General features: G+C 67.1%; 21 protein-coding genes. 8 read left to right on the forward strand and 13 right to left on the reverse strand.

Annotated features, from left to right (window positions below; genetic code table 11):
- The first annotated feature begins 108 nt into the window (after nucleotides 1-108).
- Together AC3XQU_RS17310 and AC3XQU_RS17315 are read left to right on the forward strand one after the other, a co-directional pair.
- On the forward strand, nucleotides 109-3,006 hold the full coding sequence (locus AC3XQU_RS17310; RefSeq protein WP_489875407.1) for a hybrid sensor histidine kinase/response regulator: 2,898 nt from the start codon (nucleotides 109-111) through the stop codon (nucleotides 3,004-3,006).
- A gap of 29 nt (nucleotides 3,007-3,035) precedes the next feature.
- Nucleotides 3,036-3,683: an NUDIX hydrolase gene (locus tag AC3XQU_RS17315; RefSeq protein ID WP_489875408.1), complete on the forward strand. Its 648-nt coding sequence runs from the start codon at nucleotides 3,036-3,038 to the stop codon at nucleotides 3,681-3,683.
- Between the two features lie 4 nt (nucleotides 3,684-3,687).
- Here AC3XQU_RS17315 and AC3XQU_RS17320 read toward each other — a convergent pair whose 3' ends face one another.
- A complete protein-coding gene (locus AC3XQU_RS17320; RefSeq protein ID WP_489875409.1) occupies nucleotides 3,688-4,026 on the reverse strand; it encodes a hypothetical protein in 339 nt (112 codons plus the stop codon).
- Nucleotides 4,027-4,205: 179 nt separating this feature from the next.
- On the opposite strand from AC3XQU_RS17320, the gene AC3XQU_RS17325 reads away from it, so the two are divergent.
- Nucleotides 4,206-4,667 (forward strand): chemotaxis protein CheW, encoded by a 462-nt coding sequence (locus AC3XQU_RS17325; RefSeq protein WP_489875410.1) that lies wholly within the window; start codon nucleotides 4,206-4,208, stop codon nucleotides 4,665-4,667.
- A gap of 17 nt (nucleotides 4,668-4,684) precedes the next feature.
- Here AC3XQU_RS17325 and AC3XQU_RS17330 read toward each other — a convergent pair whose 3' ends face one another.
- From AC3XQU_RS17330 to AC3XQU_RS17365, 8 genes are all read right to left on the reverse strand, one after another.
- Complete coding sequence (locus tag AC3XQU_RS17330) at nucleotides 4,685-6,682, reverse strand: ATP-binding cassette domain-containing protein (RefSeq protein ID WP_489875411.1); 1,998 nt, start codon at nucleotides 6,680-6,682, stop codon at nucleotides 4,685-4,687.
- 80 nt (nucleotides 6,683-6,762) lie between these two features.
- Nucleotides 6,763-7,653: a 50S ribosomal protein L3 N(5)-glutamine methyltransferase gene (gene prmB / locus AC3XQU_RS17335; RefSeq protein WP_489875412.1), complete on the reverse strand. Its 891-nt coding sequence runs from the start codon at nucleotides 7,651-7,653 to the stop codon at nucleotides 6,763-6,765.
- An 80-nt stretch (nucleotides 7,654-7,733) separates the two neighbouring features.
- Nucleotides 7,734-8,867 (reverse strand): succinyl-diaminopimelate desuccinylase, encoded by a 1,134-nt coding sequence (gene dapE, locus AC3XQU_RS17340; protein WP_489875413.1) that lies wholly within the window; start codon nucleotides 8,865-8,867, stop codon nucleotides 7,734-7,736.
- Nucleotides 8,864-9,217 carry an ArsC family reductase gene (locus AC3XQU_RS17345; protein ID WP_489875414.1) on the reverse strand — a complete coding sequence of 118 codons (354 nt, stop codon included), beginning with the start codon at nucleotides 9,215-9,217 and terminating at the stop codon, nucleotides 8,864-8,866. The genes dapE and AC3XQU_RS17345 overlap by 4 nt, the downstream gene beginning before the upstream one ends.
- Before the next feature lie 125 nt (nucleotides 9,218-9,342).
- Entirely contained in the window at nucleotides 9,343-10,485 is a 1,143-nt protein-coding gene (locus tag AC3XQU_RS17350; RefSeq protein ID WP_489875415.1) for a PilT/PilU family type 4a pilus ATPase, read from the reverse strand.
- A 120-nt stretch (nucleotides 10,486-10,605) separates the two neighbouring features.
- A complete protein-coding gene (gene dapD, locus AC3XQU_RS17355) occupies nucleotides 10,606-11,433 on the reverse strand; it encodes a 2,3,4,5-tetrahydropyridine-2,6-dicarboxylate N-succinyltransferase (RefSeq protein WP_489875416.1) in 828 nt (275 codons plus the stop codon).
- Nucleotides 11,434-11,462: 29 nt separating this feature from the next.
- A complete protein-coding gene (dapC, locus tag AC3XQU_RS17360) occupies nucleotides 11,463-12,689 on the reverse strand; it encodes a succinyldiaminopimelate transaminase (RefSeq protein WP_489875417.1) in 1,227 nt (408 codons plus the stop codon).
- 93 nt (nucleotides 12,690-12,782) lie between these two features.
- Nucleotides 12,783-13,823 (reverse strand): AraC family transcriptional regulator, encoded by a 1,041-nt coding sequence (locus AC3XQU_RS17365; RefSeq protein ID WP_489875418.1) that lies wholly within the window; start codon nucleotides 13,821-13,823, stop codon nucleotides 12,783-12,785.
- Between the two features lie 75 nt (nucleotides 13,824-13,898).
- Here AC3XQU_RS17365 and AC3XQU_RS17370 point away from each other — a divergent pair, with 75 nt between their 5' ends.
- From AC3XQU_RS17370 to AC3XQU_RS17380, 3 genes are read left to right on the forward strand one after another with little or no spacing between them, the layout of a single operon-like run.
- Nucleotides 13,899-15,494, forward strand: coding sequence for an FAD-binding oxidoreductase (locus AC3XQU_RS17370; protein ID WP_489875419.1), 1,596 nt, complete (start codon nucleotides 13,899-13,901; stop codon nucleotides 15,492-15,494).
- Complete coding sequence (locus tag AC3XQU_RS17375; protein WP_489875420.1) at nucleotides 15,491-17,053, forward strand: glycerol-3-phosphate dehydrogenase/oxidase; 1,563 nt, start codon at nucleotides 15,491-15,493, stop codon at nucleotides 17,051-17,053. Before AC3XQU_RS17370 ends, AC3XQU_RS17375 begins: the two co-directional genes overlap by 4 nt.
- Nucleotides 17,046-18,608 carry an FGGY-family carbohydrate kinase gene (locus AC3XQU_RS17380; protein ID WP_489875421.1) on the forward strand — a complete coding sequence of 521 codons (1,563 nt, stop codon included), beginning with the start codon at nucleotides 17,046-17,048 and terminating at the stop codon, nucleotides 18,606-18,608. The genes AC3XQU_RS17375 and AC3XQU_RS17380 overlap by 8 nt, the downstream gene beginning before the upstream one ends.
- Nucleotide 18,609: 1 nt before the next feature.
- Here the strand turns inward: AC3XQU_RS17380 and AC3XQU_RS17385 are convergent, their stop codons facing one another.
- The 3 genes from AC3XQU_RS17385 to AC3XQU_RS17395 form a co-directional block, all read right to left on the reverse strand.
- Entirely contained in the window at nucleotides 18,610-19,965 is a 1,356-nt protein-coding gene (locus AC3XQU_RS17385) for a diguanylate cyclase (RefSeq protein WP_489875422.1), read from the reverse strand.
- Nucleotides 19,966-20,140: 175 nt separating this feature from the next.
- Entirely contained in the window at nucleotides 20,141-21,334 is a 1,194-nt protein-coding gene (locus tag AC3XQU_RS17390; protein WP_489875423.1) for an aminotransferase-like domain-containing protein, read from the reverse strand.
- A 150-nt stretch (nucleotides 21,335-21,484) separates the two neighbouring features.
- On the reverse strand, nucleotides 21,485-21,946 hold the full coding sequence (locus AC3XQU_RS17395; protein WP_489875424.1) for a RidA family protein: 462 nt from the start codon (nucleotides 21,944-21,946) through the stop codon (nucleotides 21,485-21,487).
- Nucleotides 21,947-22,133: 187 nt separating this feature from the next.
- On the opposite strand from AC3XQU_RS17395, the gene AC3XQU_RS17400 reads away from it, so the two are divergent.
- Nucleotides 22,134-22,742, forward strand: a complete 609-nt coding sequence (locus AC3XQU_RS17400; RefSeq protein ID WP_489875425.1) for a PH domain-containing protein — start codon at nucleotides 22,134-22,136, stop codon at nucleotides 22,740-22,742.
- Between the two features lie 91 nt (nucleotides 22,743-22,833).
- On the opposite strand, the gene AC3XQU_RS17405 is transcribed toward AC3XQU_RS17400, so the two are convergent.
- Nucleotides 22,834-23,394, reverse strand: coding sequence for a protein tyrosine phosphatase family protein (locus AC3XQU_RS17405; protein ID WP_489875426.1), 561 nt, complete (start codon nucleotides 23,392-23,394; stop codon nucleotides 22,834-22,836).
- 222 nt (nucleotides 23,395-23,616) lie between these two features.
- On the opposite strand from AC3XQU_RS17405, the gene htpG reads away from it, so the two are divergent.
- Nucleotides 23,617-25,536 carry a molecular chaperone HtpG gene (gene htpG / locus AC3XQU_RS17410; RefSeq protein WP_489875427.1) on the forward strand — a complete coding sequence of 640 codons (1,920 nt, stop codon included), beginning with the start codon at nucleotides 23,617-23,619 and terminating at the stop codon, nucleotides 25,534-25,536.
- Nucleotides 25,537-25,578: the final 42 nt, after the last annotated feature.

Here is a 25,578-nt window from a genome sequence, read left to right on the forward strand (position 1 = left end):
CAATCTCGGCTCGGCGAAAAATGCCTGATCGTAACGAAATCTCGCCGCCATTCACATCGGTAAGAATGGAGCCAGTCCCAATTCCTGCACAACATTTCTAAATCGGCCATGGAGCCTTCCGCCCACCCCTACGGCGTGCTGTTCGATGCCTCGCCCAATCCCTACCTGGTGCTCGACCGCCGGCTCAACATCGTCACCGCCAACCGCGCCTACCTGGCCTTCACCGGGCGCACGCTGGAAGACATCGTCGGGCGCTGGGCCTGGGACGCCTTCCCGACCGACCCCGCCACCCTGCGCCAGGCGGTCGCCTCGTTCGAACGCGTGATCGCCACCGGCCGGCCCGACACCATGGCGCTGCTGCGCTTCGATATTCCGCGTCCCGAAGCGCAGGGCGGCGGCTCCGAGGTGCGCTACTGGACCATCACGCACACGCCGGTATTCGGCCCCGGCGGCGAGGTCGAGATGGTGATGCAGCATCCGATCGACGTCACCGGGATCGAGCGCATGCGCCAGGCGGCCGGCGCCGCCGAAGGCGAGCAGGCCACGCTGCTGGCCGAACAGACCGGCCTGCTGACGCGCGCGCAGCACGTCTTCGAGGCCAACCTGCACCTCCAGGCCGATCTCGAGCGCATGGAGACGCTGTTCCTGAAGGCGCCCAGCTTCATGGCGGTGCTGCGCGGCCCGCAGCATGTCTTCGAGTTCGTCAACGAGTCCACCATCGGGCTGCTCGGGCCACGCACGTATGTGGGACGCCCGGTGCGCGAGGTCTTGCCGGAACTGGCCGACCAGGGACTGTTCGAGGTGCTCGACCGGGTGTACGCAAGCAGCACGGAATTCCTCGGCTACGACGTCCCGATCCGGGTGCGGCGCGGCGCGGCCGATTTCCTGGAGCGCCGCTACATCAACGTGATCTACCAGCCGATCATCGAGGACGGGGCCGTGGCCGGGATCTTCGTGGAAGGCGCCGACGTCACCGAGCAGCACCTGGCGCGCCGCCTGGTCGAGGAGCAGGTGTTGCAGCTGCGCCAGGTGGAGCGCCAGCAAGCCTTCCTGCTCGCGCTGTCGGATCGCCTGCGGCCCCTGATGGCGGTGGAGGACATCATCGCCGGCGCCAGCAGCCTGCTGGGAGAGTGGCTCGGCCTGGCGCGGGTGCTGTTCGCCGAAGTGAGCGAACCGGCGGGCACGGTCACGGTCCGGCGCGACTGGTGCCGTCCGGGAGTGCCCAGCGTCGCCGGCATGGCGATGACGCTCGAGGCTTTCGGCCCGGGCGTGGCGGACGACCTGCGCGCCGGCATGGACGTGGTCGTGCGCGACGTGGGGCGGGACGAGCGCACCCGCAACAACCTGGCCGCCCACGAGGCGGTCGGGGTGCGCGCCCACCTGACCGTGCCGCTGGTGAAAGCCGGCGCGCTGCGCATCGTGCTCACCCTGCACAGCGTCGCCCCGCGCGACTGGAGCGAGGACGACATCGGCATGGCGCGCGACATGGCCGAGCGGACCTGGGCCGCGGTGGAAACCGCCGATGTCCAGGCCGAACTGCGCGCCGAGCGCGACCAGTCCACCTATATCTTCGACACCATGACCGAAGGCTTCGCGCTGGTCGACCGCGACTGGACCATCACGCGCATGAATGCGACCGGCCTGGGCCTGGTGCAGCGGCAGGAAAGCGAGGTCGTCGGCCACAACCACTGGGAGGTGTTCCCCGAATCGGTCGGCACCGACATCGAACGCATGTGCCGGCAGGTGCGGGCTACCCGTGCCGCGGGCACCGTGGAATACGCTTTCCCTCGACCCGACGGCAGGCGTGTGTGGCTCGAGGTAAGGGTCTACCCGGCCATGGGCGAGGGCCTGGCGATCTTCTTCCGCGATATCACGCAGCGACGCAACGCCCAGGAGCAGCTGCGCCTGGAGGGCCAGCGCAAGGACGAGTTCCTGGCGATGCTGGCCCACGAGCTGCGCAACCCGCTGGCCCCGATCGGCGCCGCCGCCGAGCTGCTGGCGCTCGGGCGGCTCGACGCCGAGGGCGTGCGCCGCACCAGCGCCATCGTCAGGCGCCAGGTCGGCCACATGACGAGCCTGATCGACGACCTGCTGGATGTGTCGCGCGTGACGCGCGGCCTGGTGACGCTCGAAACCGTGCCGGTGGACGTCAAGGACGCCGTGGCCGATGCGATCGAGCAGGTGCGCCCCCTGGTGGAGGGCCGGCGCCACCGGCTCGACGTCCACCTGGCGGCCGAGCATGCGACCGTCGAAGGCGACCGCAAGCGCCTGGTCCAGGTGCTGGCCAACCTGCTGGGCAATGCGGCCAAGTACACGCCGGAAGGCGGGCGCATCGTCATGCACATGGAGGTCCACCCGGAACGGGTGGTCCTGTGCGTGATCGACAACGGCATCGGCATGACGCCGGAGGTACAGCACAGCGTGTTCGGGCTGTTCACCCAGGCCGAGCGCACCTCGGACCGCTCGCAGGGCGGCCTGGGCATCGGGCTGGCGCTGGTCAAGAGCCTGGTCGAGCTGCACCGCGGCACGGTCGCGGTGCACAGCGACGGGCCGGGCCAGGGCAGCAGATTCTCGATCTGCCTGCCGCGCATGGCGGCGCCCGCGCCCGGCGCCGGCAGCGCCGCCGGGCAGGGCGCGCCGCAGCGCGTGGACGTGGGGCGGCGCGTGCTGGTGGTCGACGACAACGTCGATGCGGCCGAGCTGCTCGGCATGATGATCGAAGGGGCGGGCCACCATGTCCATATCGAACACGATGCGCACCGCGCCCTCGACCATGCGCGGACGGCGGAGCTGGACGCCTGCATCCTCGACATCGGCCTGCCCGGCATGGACGGCAACGAGCTGGCGCGCCAGCTGCGGCAGCTGCCCGCCACGCGCGCCGCCCTGCTGGTCGCCGTCACCGGCTACGGAGGGGCGCAGGACCGCGAGGCCTCGCTGGCGGCGGGTTTCGACCATCACCTGGTCAAGCCGGCCGACATCCGGCAGCTGCTCGCGCTGCTCGGTTGAGGGCCGGGGCCTTGCCGTATGATGCGCGCATGACTGCCCATCATCCGAAGAAGAACGAACGCGGCGAGCCGGTCGCGATCGATGTGCCGAGCGCACCGACGCCGCTCGCAAACTGGTTTGACCCTGCACTGGCCGCAACCGTCGTTCCCGGCGGCGCAATGCCGGCGGCCCTGAACGGCATCGCCTTGCAGCCATGGACCGATGCGCCGCAGGACGATGCCGGCTGGGCGGCCGTGGCAGGCCAGGACGCCCCGTTCACCGAGCCCGTGTACGAGCCGGTGGCCGGCATGCGCATCGCGGCCGGGGTCGCGATCGAGGAAGCGGACGGGCGCATCTGGGTCGTCCATCCCTCCAACGCCTATGGCGGTTATGCCGCCACCTTCCCGAAAGGCGCGCAGGATCCCGGCGTGCCGCTACGCGCCACGGCCATACGCGAAGCCTTCGAAGAAAGCGGGCTGCAGGTGGTGCTGACCGGGTTTCTTGCCGACCTGACCCGCAGCCGCAGCCGGACCCGCTACTACCTCGGGCGCCGTACCGGCGGCTGCCCGGCCGACATGGGTTGGGAAAGCCAGGCCGTGTCGCTGGTGCCGCGCCCGCAGTTGGCGAGGGTGCTGGTGCATCCGAACGACGCACCCCTGGTCAGCTTGCTGCTGGACGCGGCAGGCAGGTTGGCCTGACAGGTCAGGACGCGGGCTCCGGCAGCCCGGCGTACCAGGCGGCATAAGGGGTATTGGCGACCATGCGCCGATTCAAGTCCGGCGCGCCGTCATGCCACCATACCGGCCCCCGTTCGCCCAGAGCACGCTTGGCCTCGTCGACCAGGGCGCGCGCGGCGCGCAGCGCAGCAGGGTCGCCCGCCTTTTTCGCCACGCCGACCTGCCTGCGTGCCCGCATGAGCTGGTCGACCAGCCGCTGCCGATCCACGGGGTCGAGCGCCGGGTTGCTGCTGCGCCAGAGGCGGCCCGCAACAACGAAATAGCGGCCGTCTGGCGTGCCGGGATATTTCTCTGAAGATGACATTGGCGGACTATACCGAAGCAGGGGCGCAAGCGCCGTACGGTTCCCGGCGCTGGCTACGACGGACGGTGTGACGGATCTGACCCGGATCCACGCGCCGCCACGGTGCACTAGTTGACAACAGTCAACATTCCCCAGAGGCTGCGCCCTTAGCATTGGTGATGCCGATGAAAGGAACCACCATGTCGAACCAACCGCTAGCCGTACCCCAGCAGTTCCTTGGTTTCACCCTGGGCGGGCTCGAATACGGGCTCGACTATGCAGCCGTGCAGGAGCTCAAGCCGTTCAAGTCGCTCGAGCGCTTTTCCAGCGATGGCGAAATCATCGGCGGGGTGGCGCTCTCGCGCGGGGTGATCATGCCGGTGGTCGACCTGCGCGCCGCTTTTTCCGCGCAGCCGGCAAGGCCTGACCCCGGCACCGACGTGATCGTCGTGCGGGTCTCGGCCGGCGTGGTCGGGGTGGTGGTGGAGCGGGTGACGGGCGTGGTGCGGCTGCATCCGGAACAGGTGGCGCCGCTGCCGGGCGCCCGGGCCGACGCCGACTACCTGATCGGCCTCGGGACCATCAAGGGCCGGCGCCTGGTCCTGATCGACATCGACCGCCTGATGTCGCTGGCCCCGGCCGAGCCGCGCCAGGTGGCCTAGCCCGGCCCTGGCCTGCCTCAGGCGGCCAGGCCTTCGAGCTGCTCCTGCAGCGACATCCATTCGGTTTCCAGCTGCTCCAGGTCGCGCACCGCGAAGGCCTGGTCGGCCACCAGGGTCTTCAGGCGCTCCTTCTGGCCGGCCTCGTAGACGGCCGGATCGAGCAGCGCGGCGTCGATGGCGGCCTTCTTCTCGTTGAGCTTGGCCATCTGTTCTTCCAGGCGCTTGACCCGGTTCTCGATCGGCTTGCGCAGCGCGGCAATGCGCTGGCGCTCGCCGGCTTCCATGCGCTTCTGGTCCTTGCGCTCGGCCGGCGGCGCGGCCGCCAGTGCCGCCCGGGCTTCGGTGGCTGCAGCCGTGATCGGCGTGGCGGCGATCGTCGGCAGGGTGACGGTACCCTTGCCCAGCTTGGTCTTGAACAGCCATTCCTTGTAGTCGTCCAGGTCGCCGTCGAAGGGCTGGAGCTTGCCGTCGGCGACGATGATGAATTCGTCGGTGGTGGCGCGCAGCAGGTGGCGATCGTGGGAGACCAGCACCACGGTGCCTTCGAACTGGGCCAGCGCCAGCGTCAAGGCTTCGCGCGTTTCGAGGTCGAGGTGGTTGGTCGGTTCGTCCAGCAGCAGCAGGTTCGGGCGCTGCCACACGATCAGGGCCAGCGCCAGGCGGGCCTTTTCGCCGCCCGAGAAGGGCTTGATCGGGCTGGTCACCATCTCGCCGGGGAAGTTGAAGCTGCCCAGGAAGTTGCGCAGCTCCTGCTCGCGCACGGTCGGCGCGATCTTCGCCAGGTGCCACAGGGGCGACTCGTCGTGGCGCAGCATCTCGACCTGGTGCTGGGCAAAATAGCCGATCGACAGTCCCTTGCCGAGGGTGGCGATGCCCTCCAGCGGCGCCAGTTCTCCGGCGATGGTCTTGATGAGCGTCGACTTGCCGGCGCCGTTCACGCCCAGCAGGCCGATGCGCTGGCCGATCTGCAGCGAGAAGTTGATGCGCTTGACGATGGTCTTGGCGCCGACCTTGTCGCCATGTTCGTCCAGCAGGTGGTAGCCGGCATTTACATTGTCCAGCACCAGCAGCGGATTCGGTGCGGCCAGCGGCTCGCGGAACTCGAACGAGAATTCGGCGGCGGCGCGCAGCGGCGCCAGTTCTTCCATCTTGGCCAGGGCCTTCATGCGGCTCTGGGCCTGGCGCGCCTTGGTGGCCTGCGCCTTGAAGCGGTTGATGAAGGATTCCAGGTGGGCGCGCGTGCGCTGCTGCTTTTCCATCGCGCTGGCGGCCAGCACCATGGCGGCGGCGCGCTGGCGCTCGAAGCTGGAGTAGTTGCCGCCGTAGCGTTTGAGCTTGCGCTCGTCGATGTGCACGATGACGTTGACGATTTCGTCGAGGAAGTCGCGGTCGTGCGAGATGATGACCAGGGTGCCGGGGTAGCGCTTGAGCCAGTCCTCGAGCCAGATGATGGCGTCCAGGTCCAGGTGGTTGGTCGGCTCATCCAGCAGCAGCAGGTCGGAAGGGCACATCAGCGCCTGCGCCAGGTTCAGGCGCATGCGCCAGCCGCCCGAGAAGCTCGCCACCGGCTGCTGCATCTGGTCGAGCGAGAAGCCCAGGCCGAGCAGCAGCTGCTCGCCGCGCGACTGCACGGTGTAGGCGTCGGCGTCGAGCAGCGCGCCATGCACTTCGCCCAGCGCCATGCCGTGCGCATCCATGTCTTCGTGCGCTTCCAGGCGTTCGAGTTCGGCCTGCAGGCGGCGCAGGTTGACGTCGCCGTCGATCGCGTATTCCAGGGCAGGACGGTCCAGCGCCGGCGTCTCCTGGGCCACGTAGGCCATGCGCCACTTGGCCGGGAAGTCGATCGATCCCTGGTCGGCGTGCAGCTCGTTGCGCAGCATGGCGAACAGGCTCGACTTGCCGGCGCCGTTGGCGCCGATCAGGCCGATCTTGTCGCCCGGGTTGAGGGTAAGGTCGGCGTCCACGAGCAACGGTTTGGTGCCGCGCATCAGGCTGACGTTCTGGAATCGGATCATGGGTGACTAAAGGATGGTGTGCGGGGCGATGCGGAGGATCAGGATCACCGCGTGGGCGGGAACACCCGCCCACCCTGCGGTTATTGGGCTTGCAGCTGTTCGGCAGTCAAGAGGAACACGGCGTCGTCGCCGGCGCTGGTGGTGAGCCAGGTCAGGCCGAGGTGGCCGAAGGCGGCTTCCGCGTATTCGGCTTCGTTGCCGATTTCGACCACCAGCACGCCCTCGGGCGTGAGGCGTTCGGCGGCGCCGGCCACGATCTTGCGCACCAGGTCCATGCCGTCTTCGCCGCCCGCCAGCGCGATCTGCGGCTCGCGCTGGTATTCCGGCGGCAGCTTGCCCATCGAAACACTGTTCACGTAAGGCGGATTGGTGACGATCAGGTTGTACTTCTTGAACGGCACGTTGGTGTACAGGTCCGATTCGATCGGGTTGACGCGGCCTTCGAGCTTGTATTCGCGGATGTTGTGCTCGGCCACGGCCAGCGCATCCTTCGAGATGTCGACCGCATCGACCACGGCGTTCGGGAATGCGTCGGCCATCATGATCGCCAGGCAGCCGCTGCCCGTGCACAGTTCCAGCACGTTCTCGATCGCTTCCGGATCCTGCACCCACGGGCTGAAGGTGTTGGGAATCAGTTCGGCGATGAAGGACCGCGGCACCAGCACGCGCTCGTCCACATAGAAGCTGTAGGTGCCGAGCCAGGCTTCCCTGGTGATGTAGGCGGCCGGCACGCGCTCGCTGACGCGGCGCTCGATCACCGACAGCACCTGCAGCACTTCTTCCGGCAGCAGTTTGGCATCCAGGAAGGGCTCGAGGCGGTCGAGCGGGAGCTTCAGGGTATGCAGCACCAGGTAGGCCGCCTCGTCGAAGGCCTCGGCGCTGCCATGGCCGAAGAACAGCTTGGCGCCGTTGAAGCGGGTGATGGCATAGCGCAGCAGGTCGCGCGGCGTGCTGAAATTGGTGGTGGTCATGGCCTTCTCCTGTCCTGTTGGTTCTGTTACTGCCTGTTTTGCAACGATACCGGCAAATGCGCCGGCAACTAAGCCAGCAACTAAGCCAGCAACTGCTCCAGCGTGCGGCGGTAAATATTCTTGAGGGGGTCGATGTAGCGCAGCTCGATGTGTTCGTCGATTTTGTGGATGCTGGCGTTCGGAGGCCCGAATTCTATCACTTGCGGGCAGATGCGGGCGATGAAGCGCCCATCCGAGGTCCCGCCGGTGGTCGACAATTCGGTCTGTACGCCCAGCTCGTCCTGGATCGCCACGCACAGGGCGTCGGACAGCGTGCCCTTCGGGGTCAGGAAGGGCTGGCCCGACAGGGTCCATTCCAGCGTGTAGTCCAGGCAATGGCGGTCCAGGATCGCGTGCACCCGCGCTTCCAGGCCGTCGGCGGTGCTGGCGGTGGAAAAACGGAAGTTGAAGTCCAGGCTCATGCTGCCCGGGATGACGTTGTTGGCGCCGGTGCCGGCCTGGATGTTCGAGACCTGCCAGCTGGTCGGCGCATAGTATTCATTGCCCTCGTCCCAGACTTCCGCCGCCAGGTCCGCCAGCGCCGGCGCGGCCTGGTGGATCGGGTTGCGCGCCAGGTGCGGGTAGGCGATATGGCCCTGGATGCCCTTGACCACCAGGTGGCCCGAGAGCGAGCCGCGGCGGCCGTTCTTGATGGTGTCGCCCATGACGTGGTTCGAAGTCGGCTCGCCCACCAGGCAATAGTCGAGCGTCTCGCCGCGGTCTTCCAGCCGTTCGCACACGACGACCGTGCCGTCCGTGGCCGGGCCTTCCTCGTCGCTGGTGATGAGGAAAGCGATCGAGCCCTTGTGCCCGGGGTGCGCCGCGATGAATTCCTCGCAGGCGACGACCATCGCCGCGATCGAGGTCTTCATGTCCGAGGCGCCGCGGCCATACAGCTTGCCGTCGCGCCGGGTCGGCACGAAAGGCGCCGACTCCCACTGCTGCACCGGGCCGGTCGGCACCACGTCGGTGTGGCCGGCGAAGACGAACACCGGCGACGCTGTGCCCTTGCGCGCCCACAGGTTGGTCACGCCATTCGATTCGATGGTCTCGCAGGCGAAACCGAGCGGCGCGAGCAGTTCGATCAGGCGCTGCTGGCAGCCCTTGTCGTGCGGAGTGACCGAGTCCAGGGCGATCAGCTCTTCGGTGAGCAGCAGGGTGCGGGACGGCTTCATTTGGCGAACTTTGCAGCGTATTGCTCTGGCGAGAAGCCGACCGAAACCGGGCCCGCGCCTTGCAACACCGGGCGCTTGATGACGGATGGGTTTTCCAGCATGAGCTCCAGGGCGCTGGCCTTGTCCACGACTTGCGCCTTGCGCTCATCGCTGAGATTGCGCCAGGTCGTGCCCTTGCGGTTGACCAGGGTTTCCCAGTCGAGCTGCTCGAGCCAGCCGGCGGCCAGCTCGCGCGTCAATCCCTGCTTCTTGAAATCAATGAAGGTGAAGTCGTGGCCGTTATCGAGCAACCAGGTGCGGGCTTTCTTGACGGTGTCGCAGTTGGGGATGCCGTGCAGGGTAATGGTCATGGGCGTCGTTCTAGCGCCCGCGCGAGCGCGCAGGCCGATGGTATTTTGGAAAGGCGGGAGGATAGCACAGCACGCCCCTGCGAGGATTCTACACAGGGGCGCTTACCAGGGGCGGACGGCTGGACTCAGGTATTGAGCGTGAATTCCGTGAAGGAGGCGCCCGACGCGTCGGCATCCGGCTTCTGCTCTTCGGTTTTGCCCTGGCTCTCCGGCCCATTGTTGAGCAGCCAGAGCAGGTTGGTGGCCGAGTCGGCGTTGGCCAGCGCTTCTTCCTGGGTCACCACGCCATCCTTCACCAGCGCCAGCAGGGCGGTCTCGAAGGATTGCGAACCCGGCGAGAGGCTCTTGTCCATCGCATCCTTGATCTGGCCGATCTCGCCTTTCTCGATCAGGTCGGCGATATAGCGGGTGTTGAGCATGACCTCCACCGCGGCCTGGCGCTGGCCGCCGGCGGCGGACTTGACCAGGCGCTGCGAGACGATCGCCTTTACGCTGGAAGACAGGTCCTGCAGCAGCGCGGCGCGGTTCTCGATCGGGTAGAAGCTGATGATGCGGTTCAGCGCGTTGTAGCTGTTGTTCGCGTGCAGGGTAGCCAGCACCAGGTGGCCCGACTGCGCATAGGCCAGGGCCGCGGCCATCGTTTCCTTGTCGCGGATCTCGCCGATCAGGATGCAGTCCGGCGCCTGGCGCATGGAGTTGCGCAGGGCGGTGCCGAAGCTGGTGGCGTCGCTGCCGATCTCGCGCTGGTTGACGATCGATTTCTTGTTCTTGAAGAGGTATTCGATCGGGTCTTCCAGCGTCAGGATGTGGCCGGGGCGCTGTTCGTTGCGGTGGTCCAGCATCGAGGCGATGGTGGTCGACTTGCCCGACCCGGTGGCGCCCACGATCAAGAGCAGGCCGCGCTTTTCCATGATCAGCTCGGACAGCACCGGCGGCAGCCCGAGTTCGCCGATCGGCGGGATATTCGCCGGCACGAAGCGGAAAACGGCCGAGATCGAGCCGCGCTGGCGGAAGGCCGACAGGCGGAAGCGCCCGAGGTTGGGCACGGAGACGCCCAGGTTCAACTCGTTTTCGCGGTCCAGCTCCGTCATCTGCTCGGGCGTGGCGATTTCCGACAGCAGGGAGATGATGTTCTCGGGTTCGAGACGATGCTGGTTGATCGGGATGAGGTTCCCGTTGATCTTGATATGCACCGGCGAGTTCACGGCGAAGAACATGTCGGAAGCGTTCTTCTCCTTCATCAGCTGGAACAGGCGGTCCATGGCCATGTCATCGTCTCCCGATAATTATGTGGTGTGCGTTCGTCCGTTGAACGCGTGGGCATTTGTAATTTAGGGCATTGCCCGAAATTACCCTGCCCACCCTACGGTAAAGCGTCCAGCTAACTATCAATCCCCGCGCAGCAGGTCATTGATCGCGGTCTTCGAGCGCGTCTGCGCGTCCACGCGCTTGACGATCACGGCGCAGTACAGGCTGTACTTGCCGTCGGCGGACGGCAGGCTGCCCGACACCACCACCGAGCCCGACGGCACGCGGCCGTAGCTCACTTCGCCGGTCTCGCGGTTGTAGATCTTGGTCGACTGGCCGATGTACACGCCCATCGAGATCACCGAGTTTTCTTCGACGATCACGCCTTCGACGATCTCCGAGCGCGCGCCGATGAAGCAGTTGTCTTCGATGATGGTCGGGTTGGCCTGCATCGGCTCGAGCACGCCGCCGATCCCGACGCCGCCCGACAGGTGGACGTTCTTGCCGATCTGGGCGCAGGAGCCCACGGTGGCCCAGGTGTCGACCATTGCGCCTTCGTCGACATAGGCGCCGATGTTCACGTAGGACGGCATCAGCACCACGTTCTTGCCGATGAAGCTGCCGCGGCGGGCCACGGCCGGCGGCACCACGCGGAAACCGCCCCTGGCGAAATCTTCCGGCGTGTAGTCGGCGAACTTGGTCGGGACTTTATCGTAGAACTGCATGCCATCGCCGCCCGACACCGGGACGTTGTTCTCGAGACGGAAGGACAGCAGCACGGCCTTCTTGATCCACTGGTTCACGACCCAGCTACCGGTGCCTTTCTCCGCCACGCGCAGGGTGCCGGCATCCAGGCCGGCCAGCACGTGGGCGACCGCCTCGCGCACGTCGGCGGGCGCGTTCGACGGGCTGATCTCCGCGCGCTGTTCCCACGCGGTGTCGATGATGTTCTGGAGTTGTTGGGTCATGATGGATCTTCAGTGAATAAAAGGGGGGCTCAGGCCAGGGTCTTGCAGAATTCGACGATGCGGTTGGCCGCATCGAGTCCTTCGTCGACGCCGGCCACCAGCGCCATGCGGATGCGATTGCGGCCGGGGTTGACGCCGTGCGCCTCGCGCGCAAGATAGCTGCCCGGCAGGACGGTGACATTATATTCGGCGTACAGGCGGCGTGCGAAGTCGGTGTCCGACAGGCCGGTGCGGCGCACGTCGGCCCACAGGTAGAAACCGGCGTCGGGCAGCTCGACATCCATCACTTCGCGCAGCAGCGGGGTAATGAGCCGGAACTTCTCGCGGTAGAGCGCGCGGTTTTCCTGCACGTGCTGCTCGTCGCCCCAGGCGGCAATGGATGCTGCCTGCACGGGCGGCGACATCGCGCCGCCGCAATAGGTACGGTAGAGCAGGAATTTCTTCAGCAGCTGCGGGTCGCCCGCGACGAAGCCCGAGCGCATGCCCGGCACGTTCGAGCGCTTCGACAGGCTGGAAAAAACGATCAGGTTCGCATACGGATGCTGGCCGCTGCTGCGGCCCAGCTGGTGCGCCGCTTCGAGCGCGCCCAGCGGCGGCGTCGCGCCGAAATAAATCTCGGAATAGCACTCGTCGGCGGCGATCGCAAAGCCGTGGCGGTCGGACAGCGCGAACAGCTGGCGCCAGTCCTCGAGCGAGAGCACGGCGCCGGTCGGGTTGCCCGGCGAGCAGACGTACAGCAGCTGCACGCGCGGCCAGACGTCGTCCGGCACGCTGCCGAAGTCCGGCGCGAAGTTGCGGCCGGGTTCCGAGTTCACGTAATACGGCTCGGCACCGGCGAGGTAGGCCGCGCCTTCGTAGATCTGGTAGAAGGGATTGGGGCTCATCACCAGGGCGCCGCCGTCGCGCTGGCCGCGCGCGCTATCGACCACGCACTGGGCGATGGCGAACAGCGCTTCGCGCGAGCCGTTCACCGGCAGCACCATGGTAGCCGGGTCGACCGGCGGGATGCCGTAGCGATGCTGCAGCCAGCCGGCGATCGCCGCGCGCAGCGGCTCGCCCCCGATGGTGCTGGGGTAGCTCGACAGGCCAGCCATTGCATGCATCAGGGCTTTCTCGATGAAGGGCGGCGTCGGGTGTTTCGGCTCGCCGATGCCCAGGCTGATCGGGCTGTAGTCGGCGTTCGGGACCACGCCGGCGAACAGCTGGCGCAGTTGTTCGAAGGGGTAGGGATGGAGCTGGTCGAGATGTGGGTTCACGTCGGTAGCCGGTCTGTGCGCTGTCGATATTCCGTCAATTATAGCCCTTGCAAGAATAGGCGGCTGACGCCTGCCCGGCAGCAGCCATGGCGCTCAGTTTCCGGCGGCGCGCCAGGCGCCGGGATTGAAGCCCGACCAGTCGCGAAAGGCGTGGGTGAACGCGCTCTGTTCCTGGTAACCCAGCAGGAAGGCGATGTCGACCAGACTGTAGGAGCCCTGGCGCAGGTAGCCGCGCGCCAGTTCGTAGCGGGCGCTGTCGAGCACTTCCTGGAAGCTGGCGCCGGCCTCCTGCAGCTTGCGCTGCAGGGTGCGCGGCGACATGCCCAGTTGCGCCGCGACCGCAGGCAGGCGCGCGCCGCCGTGCGCGAGACCCTGGACGATGACGGTGCGCACCTGCGCCTGGATGCCGCCGCTGGCGGCGCTGCGCTCGCCCAGCAGGCGCTCGGCATGCTGGCGCAGCACCGGATACAGGCTCGGGTCGGCGTTGGGCACCGGCATGGACAGCAGCGCCGCATCGAACTGCGCCACGTTGGCTGCAGCCCCGAACCGGGGCGCCACGCCCAGGACGCGCAGGTATTCTTCAAACGGCGCATCGCTGTGGTGGGTGAAGGCAACCTGGCGCGGCGCCAGCGCGCGCCCGGCCAGCCAGCTGCCGAAGACGCGGATGCCGGCGAACACGCTTTCCACCAGGTGGCGGCTGGCGTCGGGATAGTGGCTGCTCCAGCCGTAGAGCGCCATCTCACCCTCGACCGCGAGGCTGCTGCGGCCCAGGTCATGCGCCAGGCCTTCGTAGCGCTGCGTCTGTTCCAGCGCCTGGCGAAAATCGCTGCAGGCCATCAGGACCAGGCCATACGCCGAGAAGGTGGCGGGCCGCACGCGTTCGCCCACGTGCAGGCCGAAGTGCGGGTCTTCGGCCAGGCGCGCGCCCGCGTCCAGCAGCGCGATGTAGTCGCGCGCGGCCAGCGAATCGGGCTGGCAGCGCAAGGCTTCGGCAGGCAAGCCGGCTGCCACCGCAAGCTGCGCCGCATCGACGCCGCGGCTGGCGGCGGTCTCGATGAGCGGCTGCAGGTAGGCGCAGGTGACCCGGCCGGCATCGAAGGCGGCGGCTGGCGCGATGGAGCAAAGATGTGACATGAAAGCGCAATACGGTAGAGTGATGGACGCTTACTCTGGCATAAGTGACACGACCGAGTATAAGGGGAAAAGAACATGCGGCGCTGGAATGGCTGGGGTGACGATGCGATCGATATGCCGCTGGGTGGGCAGGCGCAGGCCTTCCTGGCCGACAAACTGGGGCAGGGGACGCCGCCGCGGGACGCCAGCTTCGACGACGTCTGCGCGCAGCTCGCACCTGGCCGCCTGGCGCCGCATCCGCTGGTCGACGCCGGCGCACCCGCGCGCCTGCTGCATGCCCACGGCCAGAGCCTGCCCGACTGGCTGCGCCTGCGCCATGGCCGCATCGATGCCGCGCCCGACGGCGTCGCCTGGCCGGAATCAAACGACGAGGTGCGCGCGCTGCTGGCCTTTGCAGGCAGCCAGGGCGCCGACATCATCCCCTATGGCGGCGGCACCAGCGTGGCCGGGCACCTGGGCGTGCAGCAAACGGCGCGCCCGACCCTGAGCATCGACATGCGGCGCATGCGCGCCATGGTCTCGCTCGACCGCGACTCCCAGCTGGCGACGTTTGGCGCCGGCGTCACCGGTCCCGACCTGGAGGCGCAGCTGCGCGCCCACGGCTACACCCTCGGCCACTTCCCGCAATCCTTCGAATACTCGACCCTGGGCGGCTGGATCGTCACGCGCTCCTCGGGCCAGCAGTCGCTGCGCTACGGGCGCATCGAGCAGCTGTTTGCCGGCGGCCGGGTCGAGACGCCCAGCGGCACCCTGGATATCCCGACCTTTCCGGCATCGAGCGCCGGCATCGACCTGCGGGAGATGGTGCTCGGCTCCGAAGGGCGCCTCGGCGTCGTCACCGAGGCCACGGTGCGTATCAGCCGCCTGCCGGAGCACGAGGCCTTCCATGCGGTGTTCTTCCCGGACTGGGAACGCGCGCTTTCGGCTGTGCGCGAGCTGGCGCAGGCGCGGCTGCCCCTGTCGATGCTGCGGCTGTCGAACGCCATCGAGACCACCACGATGCTGACCCTGGCCGGACATCCGAAGCTGGTGAAACTGCTCGAGGGGTGGCTGTCGCTACGCGGCTGCAGGGAGGGCAAGTGCATGCTGATGATCGGCGCCAGCGGCGCGCGTTCACAGGCGGTGCCGGCCCTGCGCGCGGCCCTTGGCATCGCGCGTCGCACCCGCGGCGTGCACGTGGGGCGGGGCCTCGGCGAGCGCTGGCGCCGCAACCGCTACCGCAGCGTCTACCTGCGCAATGCGGCCTGGGCCCAGGGCTATGCGATCGATACGGTGGAAACGGCGGTCGACTGGCCGCGCGTGACTCAGGCCATGGAAGGCATCGAGCGCGCCGCCAGGGAGGCGTTCGACGCGTTGGGCGAGAAGGTGCATGCCTATACCCACCTGTCGCATCTCTATCCGCAGGGCGCCAGCGTGTATTCGACCTTCGTGTTCCGCCTGGCCGGCAACTACGCGGCGGACCTGGCGCGCTGGCGACTGCTCAAGGACAGCGTGTCGGCCGCCATCGTCGCGGCGGGCGGCACCATCAGCCACCAGCACGGCGTGGGCGTGGACCACGCGCCCTGGCTGGCGGCCGAAAAAGGCGAGCTGGGGCTGGGTGCGATGGGGGCCCTGTTCAGGCATGTCGATCCCGAGGGGCGCATGAACCCCGGCAAGCTGCTCGCGCCATGAAGCCCGAGCCAGTAGATGTGCTCGTGATCGGCGGCGGCATCACCGGCGCCGGCATCCTGCTGGAAGCGGCGCGGCGCGGCCTGAGGGCGCTGCTGGTCGAGCAGCGCGACTTCGCCTGGGGCACTTCCAGCCGCTCGTCCAAGCTGGTGCACGGCGGCCTGCGCTACCTGGCCGAAGGGCGGCTGCGCCTGACGCGCGAGTCGGTGCGCGAACGCGAAGCCCTGCTGCGCGATGCACCCGGCCTGGTCGAGCCCCAAAGCTTCGCGTTTGCCGACTATGGCGCAAGCCCGCGCAAGCGCCGCAGTTTCCTCGCCGGCCTGGCCATCTACGACCTGATGGCCGGGCGGCGTGAACCCCACTGGCTCGACGCCGACGCGTTCGCGATGCTGGCGCCGAACGTCGACCGGACCGGCCTGGCCGGCGGCATCCGCTACCTGGACGCCAAGACCGACGATGCGCGGCTGGTGCTGCGCGTGCTGGACGAAGCGCGCAGCCATGGCGCCGAGGCGCGCAATTATGTCGCGGTCGAGGATTTGCTGCGCATGGACGGCCGGGTGACGGGCGCGCGGTTGCGCGACGGGCGCACGGGCGCCTCGAGCGAAGTGCGGGCAAGCGTCGTGGTCAACGCCACCGGCGCCTGGGCCTGCGCGCTGCCCGGCCAGGGCCGGGCGCCGCGCCTGCGCCCCTTGCGCGGCAGCCATCTGGTGCTGCCGGCCTGGCGCCTGCCGCTGGCGCAGGCGGTCAGCCTGATGCACCCAAGCGATGGCCGGCCGGTGTTCGCGTTTCCCTGGGAGGGCGTGACCCTGGTGGGCACCACCGATGTAGACCATGGCGAGGCCCTGGCGCAGGAAGCGCGCATCACGCGCGGCGAATTCGACTACCTGATGGCGGCCCTGCGCGCGCAGTTCCCGCAAGCTCACTTGCAGGACGGCGACGTCGTGGCCACCTATGCGGGCGTACGCCCGGTGCTCGACAGCGGCACGGGCGCCGCGCCCTCGAAGGAAGCGCGCGAACACATGGTGTGGGACGAGCCCGGGCTGGTCGCCGTCACCGGCGGCAAGCTGACCACCTTCCGCGCCATCGCCCTGGCCGCCTTGGGCCACGTGGCGCGCCAGTTGCCGCAGTGGCGCGCGGACCTGGCGCCGCGGCCCATCTTCGCCGCGCAGCCGCCGCCCAGGGGGCCGCGCAGGCTCACGAACGGACTCCTGCTGCGCCTGGCGGGCCGCCATGGGCGCCATGCGCAGGCGCTTGTCGACGCCGCCCAGGCGGGCGAGCTGGAGCTCGTTCCCGGCACGCTCACGCACTGGGCCGAACTGCGCTGGGCCGCGCGCAGCGAAGCCGTTCACCGCCTGGAAGACCTGCTGCTGCGCCGCACCCGCTTGGGGCTGCTGCTGCGCGCCGGCGGCGCCGCGCACCTGGCCCGCATCCGCGCCATCTGCCAGCCGGAACTCGGCTGGAGCGACGCCCGCTGGGAGGCGGAGCAGGCAGCCTACCTCGCGCTGTGGCAGGCGCATTACGGCATCCCCACCACCCACGAGAACGAGCCACCCCATGCCTGAACCCCTGATCCTGGCCATCGACAACGGCACGCAAAGCGTGCGCGCGCTGCTGTTCGACCTGCAGGGAGAGATCGTCGCCAGGTCGCAGGTGCAGCTTCTGGACTACACGAGCGCGCACCCCGGCTGGGCCGAGCACGATCCGGAAGGCTTCTGGCAGGCCCTGTGCCAGGCTTGTAGGGAACTGTGGCTTCAACCCGGCGCCGACCGCGGCCGCATCAAGGGCGTGGCCGTGACCACCCAGCGCGGCACCGTGATCAACGTCGACAGCCAGGGCAAGCCGCTGCGCCCGGCCATCACCTGGCTCGACCAGCGCCGCACCGGGACCGTGCCGCCCATCGGCCCGCTGTGGCGAACGGCCTTCCGGCTGGCGCGGGTGAGCGGCACCATCGATTACTTCCGCGGCGAGGCCGAGATCAACTGGATCCGCGCCCACCAGCCGGACGTCTGGCAAGCGACCCACAAGTTCCTGCTGCTGTCGGGCTACCTGAATTTCCGGCTGTGCGGGCGCTACGCCGATTCGACCGGCTCGCAGGTGGCCTATATTCCCTTCGACTACCGGCGCCGCAAGTGGGCCGCGAGACGCGACTGGAAATGGCAGGCGCTGGCGGTGGAGCCGCGCATGCTGCCCGAGCTGTTCGAGCCCGGGTCGCGCCTGGGCGAGATCACGCTGGACGCGGCGCTGGCGACCGGCATCCCGCAAGGCCTGCCGCTGCTGGCCGCGGCCGCCGACAAGGCCTGCGAAGTGATCGGGGCAGGGTGCAGCGCGCCGGACGTCGGCTGCCTGAGCTACGGCACCACGGCCACCATCAACACCACCAGCACGCGCTATGTGGAAGTGACGCCTTTCGTGCCGCCTTATCCGGCCGCGATTCCCGGCGCCTACAGCACCGAAGTGCAGGTGTTTCGCGGCTACTGGATGGTGAGCTGGTTCAAGGAGCAGTTCGGCCACCACGAGCAGTCGCGCGCGCTGCTCGAAGACGTGGCGCCGGAGCGCCTGTTCGACGAACTGGCCAATGCCGTGCCGCCGGGCTCGATGGGCCTGATGCTGCAGCCTTACTGGACCCCTGGCATCCGGGTGCCGGGGCGCGAAGCCAAGGGCGCGATCATCGGCTTCGGCGACGTGCACACCCGCGCCCACGTCTACCGCGCGATCCTGGAGGGACTGGCCTATGCGCTGCGCGAAGGCAAGGAGCGCATCGAGCGCCGCAGCAGCGTCCGCATCACCGAGCTGCGCGTGTCGGGCGGCGGCTCGCAGAGCGATGCGGCGATGCAGCTCACCGCCGACATCTTCGGCTTGCCCACCTCGCGCCCGCACGTGTACGAAACCTCGGGGCTGGGCGCGGCCATCGATGCGGCGGTGGGGCTGGGGTTGCACCCGGACTTCACGACGGCGATCGCGGCGATGACGCGGGTGGGAAAGGTGTTCGAGCCGATCGCGGCCAACCACGCCGTCTACGAGCGGCTGTACCGCGAGGTCTACCTGAAGATGTACCGGCGGCTGCAGCCGATGTACCGCGATATCGCGCGCATCACCGGCTACCCGAAGCAGCTCTAGTTCAGCGCGCCAGCGCGCGGCTCATCGCGTCCCAGGCATAGCCGGCGCCCACGGCCAGTACCTGGTTGCGTCCGCCCGCCTTGGCGTCGTACATGGCGCGGTCGGCGGCCAGGAACAGCGAGCGCAGCTCGTCGAAATTGGTCGGCACGATGGTCGCCGCGCCCACGCTGACGGTGACGAATTCCAGGGTAGTCGAGCGCGGGTTCGGCACCCGCAGGCGCTCGACGTCGGCGCGGATGGCTTCGGCCACCTTGGCCGCTCCGGCATGCGGGGTATCCGGCAGCAGCAGCACGAATTCCTCGCCGCCGTAGCGCGCGGCCAGGTCGGTGGCGCGCAGGGCGTGCGCCTGCAGCGCGCTGGCCACCGCCTGCAGGCATTGGTCGCCGGCGGCGTGGCCGAACAGGTCGTTGTACAGCTTGAAGTGGTCGACGTCGATCACCAGCAGCGACAGCGGCTTGGCATTGCGCATCGCGCGCTGCCATTCGCGTTCGAGGCAGGCGTCGAAATGGCGCCGGTTGGCGATGCCGGTGAGCGGGTCGGCCAGCGCCGCGCGCTGCAGCGCGTTGGCCGACTGCTTATGGTGGGTGATGTCGTGCAGCATGGCGACCCAGAGCTGCTCGCCGGTGGTCATTGGAGACAGGTTCAGGTCCATGGCGCGCAGGCTGCCGTCGGGCTGGCGCAGCAGTACTTCGCGGGTGCCGCGGCAGCGCTCCTGCATGCCGTCGTCCATGCTGCCGAACCAGGCGGCGACTTCGCCGGCGGCGGGTTCGGCCACCAGCTCGGACAGCAGGCGCCCGGCCAGTTCGCGGTCGGTGTAGCCCAGGCAGCGCTCGCTGGCCGGGTTGGCGTACTGGATGCGGCCGTCCTGGCCGAGCAGCATCAGGCCCTCGTCCATGCCCTCGACGATCATGCGCAGGCGCTTGACCTGCTGGGTATGCGACTGGTTGGCCGAGCGGATCTGCAGCTGGGCGCGCACGCGGGCGCAGACTTCCGGCAGGCGCAGCGGCTTGGCGATGTAGTCGGCTGCGCCGCGGTCGAAGCCGGCGACGATGTCGTCGGTATCGGAACAGGCGCTGACGAAAATGACGGGGATGTCGGCGGTGCTCGGCTGGTTTTTCAGGCGGCTGCAGGTTTCCAGGCCATCCAGGCCGGGCAGCATTACGTCGAGCAGGATCAGGTCGGGCTGGACGCGGCCGGCAAGGTCGAGCGCGCGTTCGCCGGAGGTGGCGACAAAGGTGCGATAGCCCTGGCCACGCAGGATATCCTGCAGCAGCCCGAGGCTGGCGGGGGCATCGTCGACGATCAGGATCGCGGCCTGGCGCGCGGGCGCGGGGAGGGCGAAAGCAGGATGATTCATGGGGGTCAAGGCCGGTTCGGACTGATGGAGATCATACTCCCATCGTCTTCGCCTTCGGCAACTATCGTTTCCCCAAGAAACATTGCTGTTGCGGTGCTACAACTTGAAGTTGACTCTCGGCAAGTAACTGCCGGTCGTCCTGCGGGCGGCCCTGGAGCGCGCCCGCAGTAGGTCTTTACAGCATGCCGGCGATCAGCTTGCCGAGGACGGCGATGCCTTCACGGATGCGTTCCGGCGGCACCGTGACAAAGGACAGGCGCAGCGTATTGCTGGCCGGGTTGTTGGCGTAGAAGGGCGCGCCCGGCACGAAGGCCACGCGGGCGGCCAGCGACTGGTCCAGCAGTTTCATGGCGTCGATGCTCTTTGGCAGGGTCACCCAGATGAACATGCCGCCTTCGGGCTTGGTCCAGGTCACGCCGCTTGGGAAGTGTTCGGCCATGGCGTCGAGCATCACCTGGCACTGGTCGCCGTACAGCTTGCGGATGGTCGGGATGTGCTGCTCGAGGAAGCCGTCCTTGACCACTTCGTGCACGACCATCTGCGTGAGCTGGGCGGTGTGCAGGTCGGCCGCCTGCTTGGCCAGCTCGAGGCGGCGCACCAGCGGCAGCGGGGCGCAGACGTAGCCCAGGCGAATGCCGGGGGTCAGCACCTTCGAGAAGGAACCCATGTAGATCACGCCGTCCGGGTTCATCGCGACCATCTTCGGCATCGGCTCGCCCTTGTACGACAGGGCGCCATACGGGTCGTCCTCGATCAGCGGGATGCCGAAGCGCGCGCAGGTCTCGACCAGCTCGTGGCGGCGCTCGAGCGACAGCGAACGGCCGGTCGGATTCTGGAAGTTCGGCAGCGAGTACAGCATGCGCGCGCCGTCGGCCACCGCAGCGATCGACGAGGGCACCAGGCCGTGGTCGTCGGTGTCGACCGATTTGAATTCGGGACGGTAGACCGAGAAGGCCTGCAGCGCGCCGAGGTAGCTCGGGGTTTCGACCAGCACGCGGCTGCCTTCGTCGACCAGGACCTTGCCCAGCAGGTCGAGCGCCTGCTGCGAACCCGAGGTCATGAGGATCTGTTCGGGCAGGATGCGCGAACCTTCCGTGGAGAGCGAGTTGGCGATCCATTCCCGCAGTGGCGCGTAGCCGTCGGTCGGGCCGTATTGCAGCGCGACCTTGCCGGCTTCGCTCAGCACCTTATCGTAAGCGGCTTTCATGCGCTCGACCGGGAAGGTGGCTGGCGAAGGCAGGCCGCCGGCGAAGGAGATGATCTCCGGACGCTGGGTGATCTTCAGGATTTCGCGGATGAACGAGCTTTGCAGCTGCTGCGCGCGCTCCGAAAATTGCCACTGGATGGGATTTGGATTCTCGATTTTCATACTGTTCTCACTGACAGGAAGGGACCGCACGGTAGTGCCGGGCCATTATAAAGCACGCCGGGTAGGCGGCTTTGGAAAGAGCCGGTCCGGGTAGGCCCGGCTCGCTACCGATAGGTTTAAACAAATGTCATATTTGTTTAAACAATTGTTTTAAGCGACCTCGGCGATCATTTCGATCTCGACGCAGGTACCGCGCGGCAGCGAAGCCACGCCGAAGGCCGAGCGCGCGTGCTTGCCGGCGTCGCCGAAGACTTCGCCGATCAGTTCCGAGCAGCCGTTGGTGACCAGGTGCTGCTCGTTGTATTCCGGGGTCGAGGCGACCAGGCTCATCACCTTGACGATGCGCTTGACGCGCCCCAGGTCCCCGCCGACGGCTTCCTGCAGGGTGCCCATCAGGTCGATCGCGACCGAGCGTGCGGCGGCCTGGCCGTCCGCCGTGGTCTTGTCGCGGCCGAGGATGCCGGCGTTGGGCGAACCGTCCGCGTTCTTGGCGATGTGGCCCGAGATGAAGACCAGGTTACCGGTCTGCACGTACATGACGTAGGCGGCGGCCGGGGTGGCCGGCGCGGCCAGGGTGATGTTCAGTTCTTTGAGTTTGTCGTAGACGGACATGGCGTTCCCAGGTTGCATGATAAAGAGCCGGTATTGTACGACCTGGCGCTCGCCCTGCCCATCGTTCTCGTTCGCGGCAGCGCCTGGCCTGGGCCTGGACGAAAAAAATCCGGCCGCCTACCCGCGGCGAATATTTGCGGTCGTCAAACGATGCTAATGTAGCCGTTTTCATCAAGAGAGGGCGGCCATGTTCAAGAAATTCGCGTCGGAAGCACTGGGCATCAGCGACATCGGTGTCATCGTCGGCCCCGCCGACTACAGCAAGGTCGATGCCGACGATTACCTCTTCAGCGAAGACGGGGAACAGATTTTCTTTCTCATCAAGAGCAAGAAGGACGAGTACTGCTTTACCAACCTGGCGCTGATCCACGTCGACGGCGACTCGGCCGTGTCGTCGAAGCGCACGATCAAACGCTACGACTATGCGTCCCATAACGTTTCCGGCGTCAGCATCGAGACTGCCGGCACGCTCGACATGGATGTCGAGCTCAAGTTCAAGCTGGACAACACGCTGTTCTCGATCGACGTCAAGAAGTCTTTCATCGAGCAGGTCAAGGACATCTACAAGGCATTGATCTCGATCGGCAAGCAGCAGGTGCGCGATGCACTGTCGCGCGAGAATGCCTTGCGCACGCTCGACGCCACGGCCTCGGTACACAAGCTCAATATCGCCCCGGGGGCGGGCAGCCTGGTCAGCCAGTATCAGGAACTGCTGGAGGCACTGAATACGGCCATGTTCGAAACGCATACCAAGCGCGATTTCAGTGACGTGTTTGCGAAATATATTCACAATTGATGGGCGCGCTGGGTTCCCAGCCAACACATGCTTGACGGCCGCAAGCATGTGTCATGCGCATGCAATTGCACGCTCCGTCTAGCGTGTCCGGTCATCGCACCGCCGGCCCCGCCGTGCCGCGCCGCTCGACCCGCTGGCGCAGCGCGTCGCCGAGGTCGTCCGCCGACTGGCCGGCCATCCGGACTGTGCCCATGATGGCGCCGGCATCCCGCCCACCCGGACGCGACGCTTCGGCCAGGGCCCAGGCGCGGGCCGCGCGGCTGCCGCTGCGGCAGTAGATGAGCACGTGCCCCGGGCCGCTTGCCTGGGCAGCTTGCAGTTCGCCCCGCAGCTTGTCGACGGCCTCGCCGGGAATGCTGCCGGGACGGACCGGAATGGACGAGAAGCGCAGTCCCAGCGTGTGCGCCCTCGACGCCATGACTGCCGACGGCGGCTGGTCCGGCCCTTCGCCATCCGGGCGCAGGTTGATGATGGTGGTGTAGCCCTTCGCTTTCAGCAAGGGCAGGTCCGCCTCGCGTAGCTGACCGGCTACCGCGATGCCTGGCGCCAGCTCGGCCGGATGGTCGGCGGGTTCGCCGGCCGCTGCCGGTGTGAAGCTCGCAGCCAGGCATGCAAAGGCAAGGGCAGGTGCGGAGATCCGCCAGTGTTTCATGTCGATGTCCTCAGTTGACAAGCCCGGTGGTGGGCGCATTGAAAAAGGCGATCCGCCACGATGGGGCGGCGATCGCCATGGCGCATCTTCTCGATGAAAGAATATTTCATCCAGCCGCGCCATATGAAAGAAAATTTCCCGTTACAAATACCCCTTGAAAAGCATCTTGCGATCCCAATATCGCACCAGTCTATCAACCAGAACCACCCTTGAGGAAATAACATGGCTGTCGCCGAAAAAGAAACCCTTGGCTTCCAAGCAGAAGTAAAACAGCTGCTGCAACTGATGATCCACTCCTTGTATTCGAACAAGGAGATCTTCCTGCGCGAACTGATCTCGAACGCATCCGACGCAGCCGACAAGCTGCGCTTCGAGGCGATCAACAACGATGCCCTGTTCGGTAACGACCATGAGCTGAAGATCAAGGTGTCCTTCGACAAGGATGCGCGCACCATCACGATTTCGGACAACGGCATCGGCATGAGCCGCGACGAAGTCGTCTCGCACCTGGGCACCATCGCCAAGTCGGGCACCAAGGAATTCTTCAGCAAGCTCTCGGGCGACCAGCAGCAGGACGCGGCGCTGATCGGCCAGTTCGGCGTGGGCTTCTACTCGGGCTTCATCGTGGCCGAGAAAATCATCGTCAACACCCGTCGCGCCGGCGCCTTCGCCTCCGAAGGCGTGCGCTGGGAATCGGCCGGCGAGGGCGACTACAGCGTCGAGCCGATCGAGAAGACCAGCCGCGGCACCGACGTGATCCTGCACCTGCGCGCCGGCGAAGAAGAGATGCTGTCGGCGTGGAAGCTCAAGGGGATCATCCGCAAGTATTCGGACCACATCTCGCTGCCGATCGTGATGCAGAAAGAGGAATGGGACGAAGAGAAGAAGCAGACCGTCCTCAAGGACGAATACGAGACCGTCAACCAGGCCAGCGCGCTGTGGGCCCGCAACAAGGCGGACATCACCGACGAGCAGTACAACGAGTTCTACAAGCACGTCTCGCACGACTTCCAGGAGCCGCTCACCTATACCCACAACCGGGTCGAGGGCCGCAGCGAGTACACCCAGTTGCTGTTCGTGCCGAGCCACGCGCCGTTCGACCTGTGGGACCGCAACAAGCGCGCCGGCATCAAGCTCTACGTCAAGCGCGTCTTCATCATGGACGACGCCGAGCAGCTGATGCCGACCTACCTGCGCTTCATCAAGGGCGTGATCGACTCGAGCGACCTGCCGCTGAACGTCTCGCGCGAGATCCTGCAGGAATCGCGCGACGTCAAGGTGATCCGCGAAGGCTCGACCAAGCGCGTGCTGGGCATGCTGGAAGAAATGGCGAACGCGGACGAGCAGGCGGGCAAGGACAAGTACACGACCTTCTGGAAAGAGTTCGGCCAGGTGCTCAAGGAAGGCATCGGCGAGGACGCGACCAACAAGGACCGCATCGCCAAGCTGCTGCGCTTTGCCTCGACGTCGAATGACTCGAGCGAACAGACCGTGTCGTTCGGCGACTACGTGGGCCGCATGAAGGAAGGCCAGGACAAGATCTACTACGTCACCGCCGACAGCTTCAACGCCGCGAAGAACAGCCCGCACCTGGAGATCTTCCGCAAGAAGGGCGTCGAAGTGCTGCTCATGACCGACCGCGTGGACGAGTGGATGCTGTCCTTCCTGAGCGAGTTCGAAGGCAAGGAACTGGTGTCGGTGGCCAAGGGCGGCCTGGACCTCGGTTCGCTGGAAGACGAGGCGGAAAAGAAGGAACACCTCGAGGTCGAAGCCGGCTACAAGGAACTGGTCGAGAAGATGAAGGCTGCCCTGGGCGACAAGGCCAAGGACGTGCGCGTGACCTTCCGCCTGACCGATTCGCCGGCCTGCCTGGTCGCGGACGAGAACGAGCTGTCGGGTAACCTGCTGCGCATGCTCAAGGCCGCTGGCCAGGATGCGCCGGAATCCAAGCCCATCCTCGAGATCAACCCGAACCACCCGCTGGTCACGCGCCTGAAGTACGAGGATGCGAACGGCGCGCGCTTCGGCGACTGGTCGCACATCCTGTTCGACCAGGCGATGCTGGCCGAAGGCGGCAGCCTGAGCGATCCGGCGTCCTTCGTGAAGCGCCTGAACGAAATGCTGCTGGCGACGGCGGCGTAAGACGCTGCTTCAGTCGTCCATGGAGCCGGGGCCGCGCGCCCC

The organism is Telluria sp. AZSoR62 (assembly GCF_058111565.1).

Bases quoted from the DNA above. Each gene is read 5' to 3' on its own strand.
- AC3XQU_RS17310 (WP_489875407.1), top strand. From the start codon at position 109: ATGGAGCCTTCCGCCCACCCCTACGGCGTGCTGTTCGATGCCTCGCCC.
- AC3XQU_RS17315 (WP_489875408.1), top strand. From the start codon at position 3,036: ATGACTGCCCATCATCCGAAGAAGAACGAACGCGGCGAGCCGGTCGCG.
- AC3XQU_RS17320 (WP_489875409.1), bottom strand. From the start codon at position 4,026: ATGTCATCTTCAGAGAAATATCCCGGCACGCCAGACGGCCGCTATTTC.
- AC3XQU_RS17325 (WP_489875410.1), top strand. From the start codon at position 4,206: ATGTCGAACCAACCGCTAGCCGTACCCCAGCAGTTCCTTGGTTTCACC.
- AC3XQU_RS17330 (WP_489875411.1), bottom strand. From the start codon at position 6,682: ATGATCCGATTCCAGAACGTCAGCCTGATGCGCGGCACCAAACCGTTG.
- prmB (WP_489875412.1), bottom strand. From the start codon at position 7,653: ATGACCACCACCAATTTCAGCACGCCGCGCGACCTGCTGCGCTATGCC.
- dapE (WP_489875413.1), bottom strand. From the start codon at position 8,867: ATGAAGCCGTCCCGCACCCTGCTGCTCACCGAAGAGCTGATCGCCCTG.
- AC3XQU_RS17345 (WP_489875414.1), bottom strand. From the start codon at position 9,217: ATGACCATTACCCTGCACGGCATCCCCAACTGCGACACCGTCAAGAAA.
- AC3XQU_RS17350 (WP_489875415.1), bottom strand. From the start codon at position 10,485: ATGGCCATGGACCGCCTGTTCCAGCTGATGAAGGAGAAGAACGCTTCC.
- dapD (WP_489875416.1), bottom strand. From the start codon at position 11,433: ATGACCCAACAACTCCAGAACATCATCGACACCGCGTGGGAACAGCGC.
- AC3XQU_RS17365 (WP_489875418.1), bottom strand. From the start codon at position 13,823: ATGTCACATCTTTGCTCCATCGCGCCAGCCGCCGCCTTCGATGCCGGC.
- AC3XQU_RS17370 (WP_489875419.1), top strand. From the start codon at position 13,899: ATGCGGCGCTGGAATGGCTGGGGTGACGATGCGATCGATATGCCGCTG.
- AC3XQU_RS17375 (WP_489875420.1), top strand. From the start codon at position 15,491: ATGAAGCCCGAGCCAGTAGATGTGCTCGTGATCGGCGGCGGCATCACC.
- AC3XQU_RS17380 (WP_489875421.1), top strand. From the start codon at position 17,046: ATGCCTGAACCCCTGATCCTGGCCATCGACAACGGCACGCAAAGCGTG.
- AC3XQU_RS17385 (WP_489875422.1), bottom strand. From the start codon at position 19,965: ATGAATCATCCTGCTTTCGCCCTCCCCGCGCCCGCGCGCCAGGCCGCG.
- AC3XQU_RS17390 (WP_489875423.1), bottom strand. From the start codon at position 21,334: ATGAAAATCGAGAATCCAAATCCCATCCAGTGGCAATTTTCGGAGCGC.
- AC3XQU_RS17395 (WP_489875424.1), bottom strand. From the start codon at position 21,946: ATGTCCGTCTACGACAAACTCAAAGAACTGAACATCACCCTGGCCGCG.
- AC3XQU_RS17400 (WP_489875425.1), top strand. From the start codon at position 22,134: ATGTTCAAGAAATTCGCGTCGGAAGCACTGGGCATCAGCGACATCGGT.
- AC3XQU_RS17405 (WP_489875426.1), bottom strand. From the start codon at position 23,394: ATGAAACACTGGCGGATCTCCGCACCTGCCCTTGCCTTTGCATGCCTG.
- htpG (WP_489875427.1), top strand. From the start codon at position 23,617: ATGGCTGTCGCCGAAAAAGAAACCCTTGGCTTCCAAGCAGAAGTAAAA.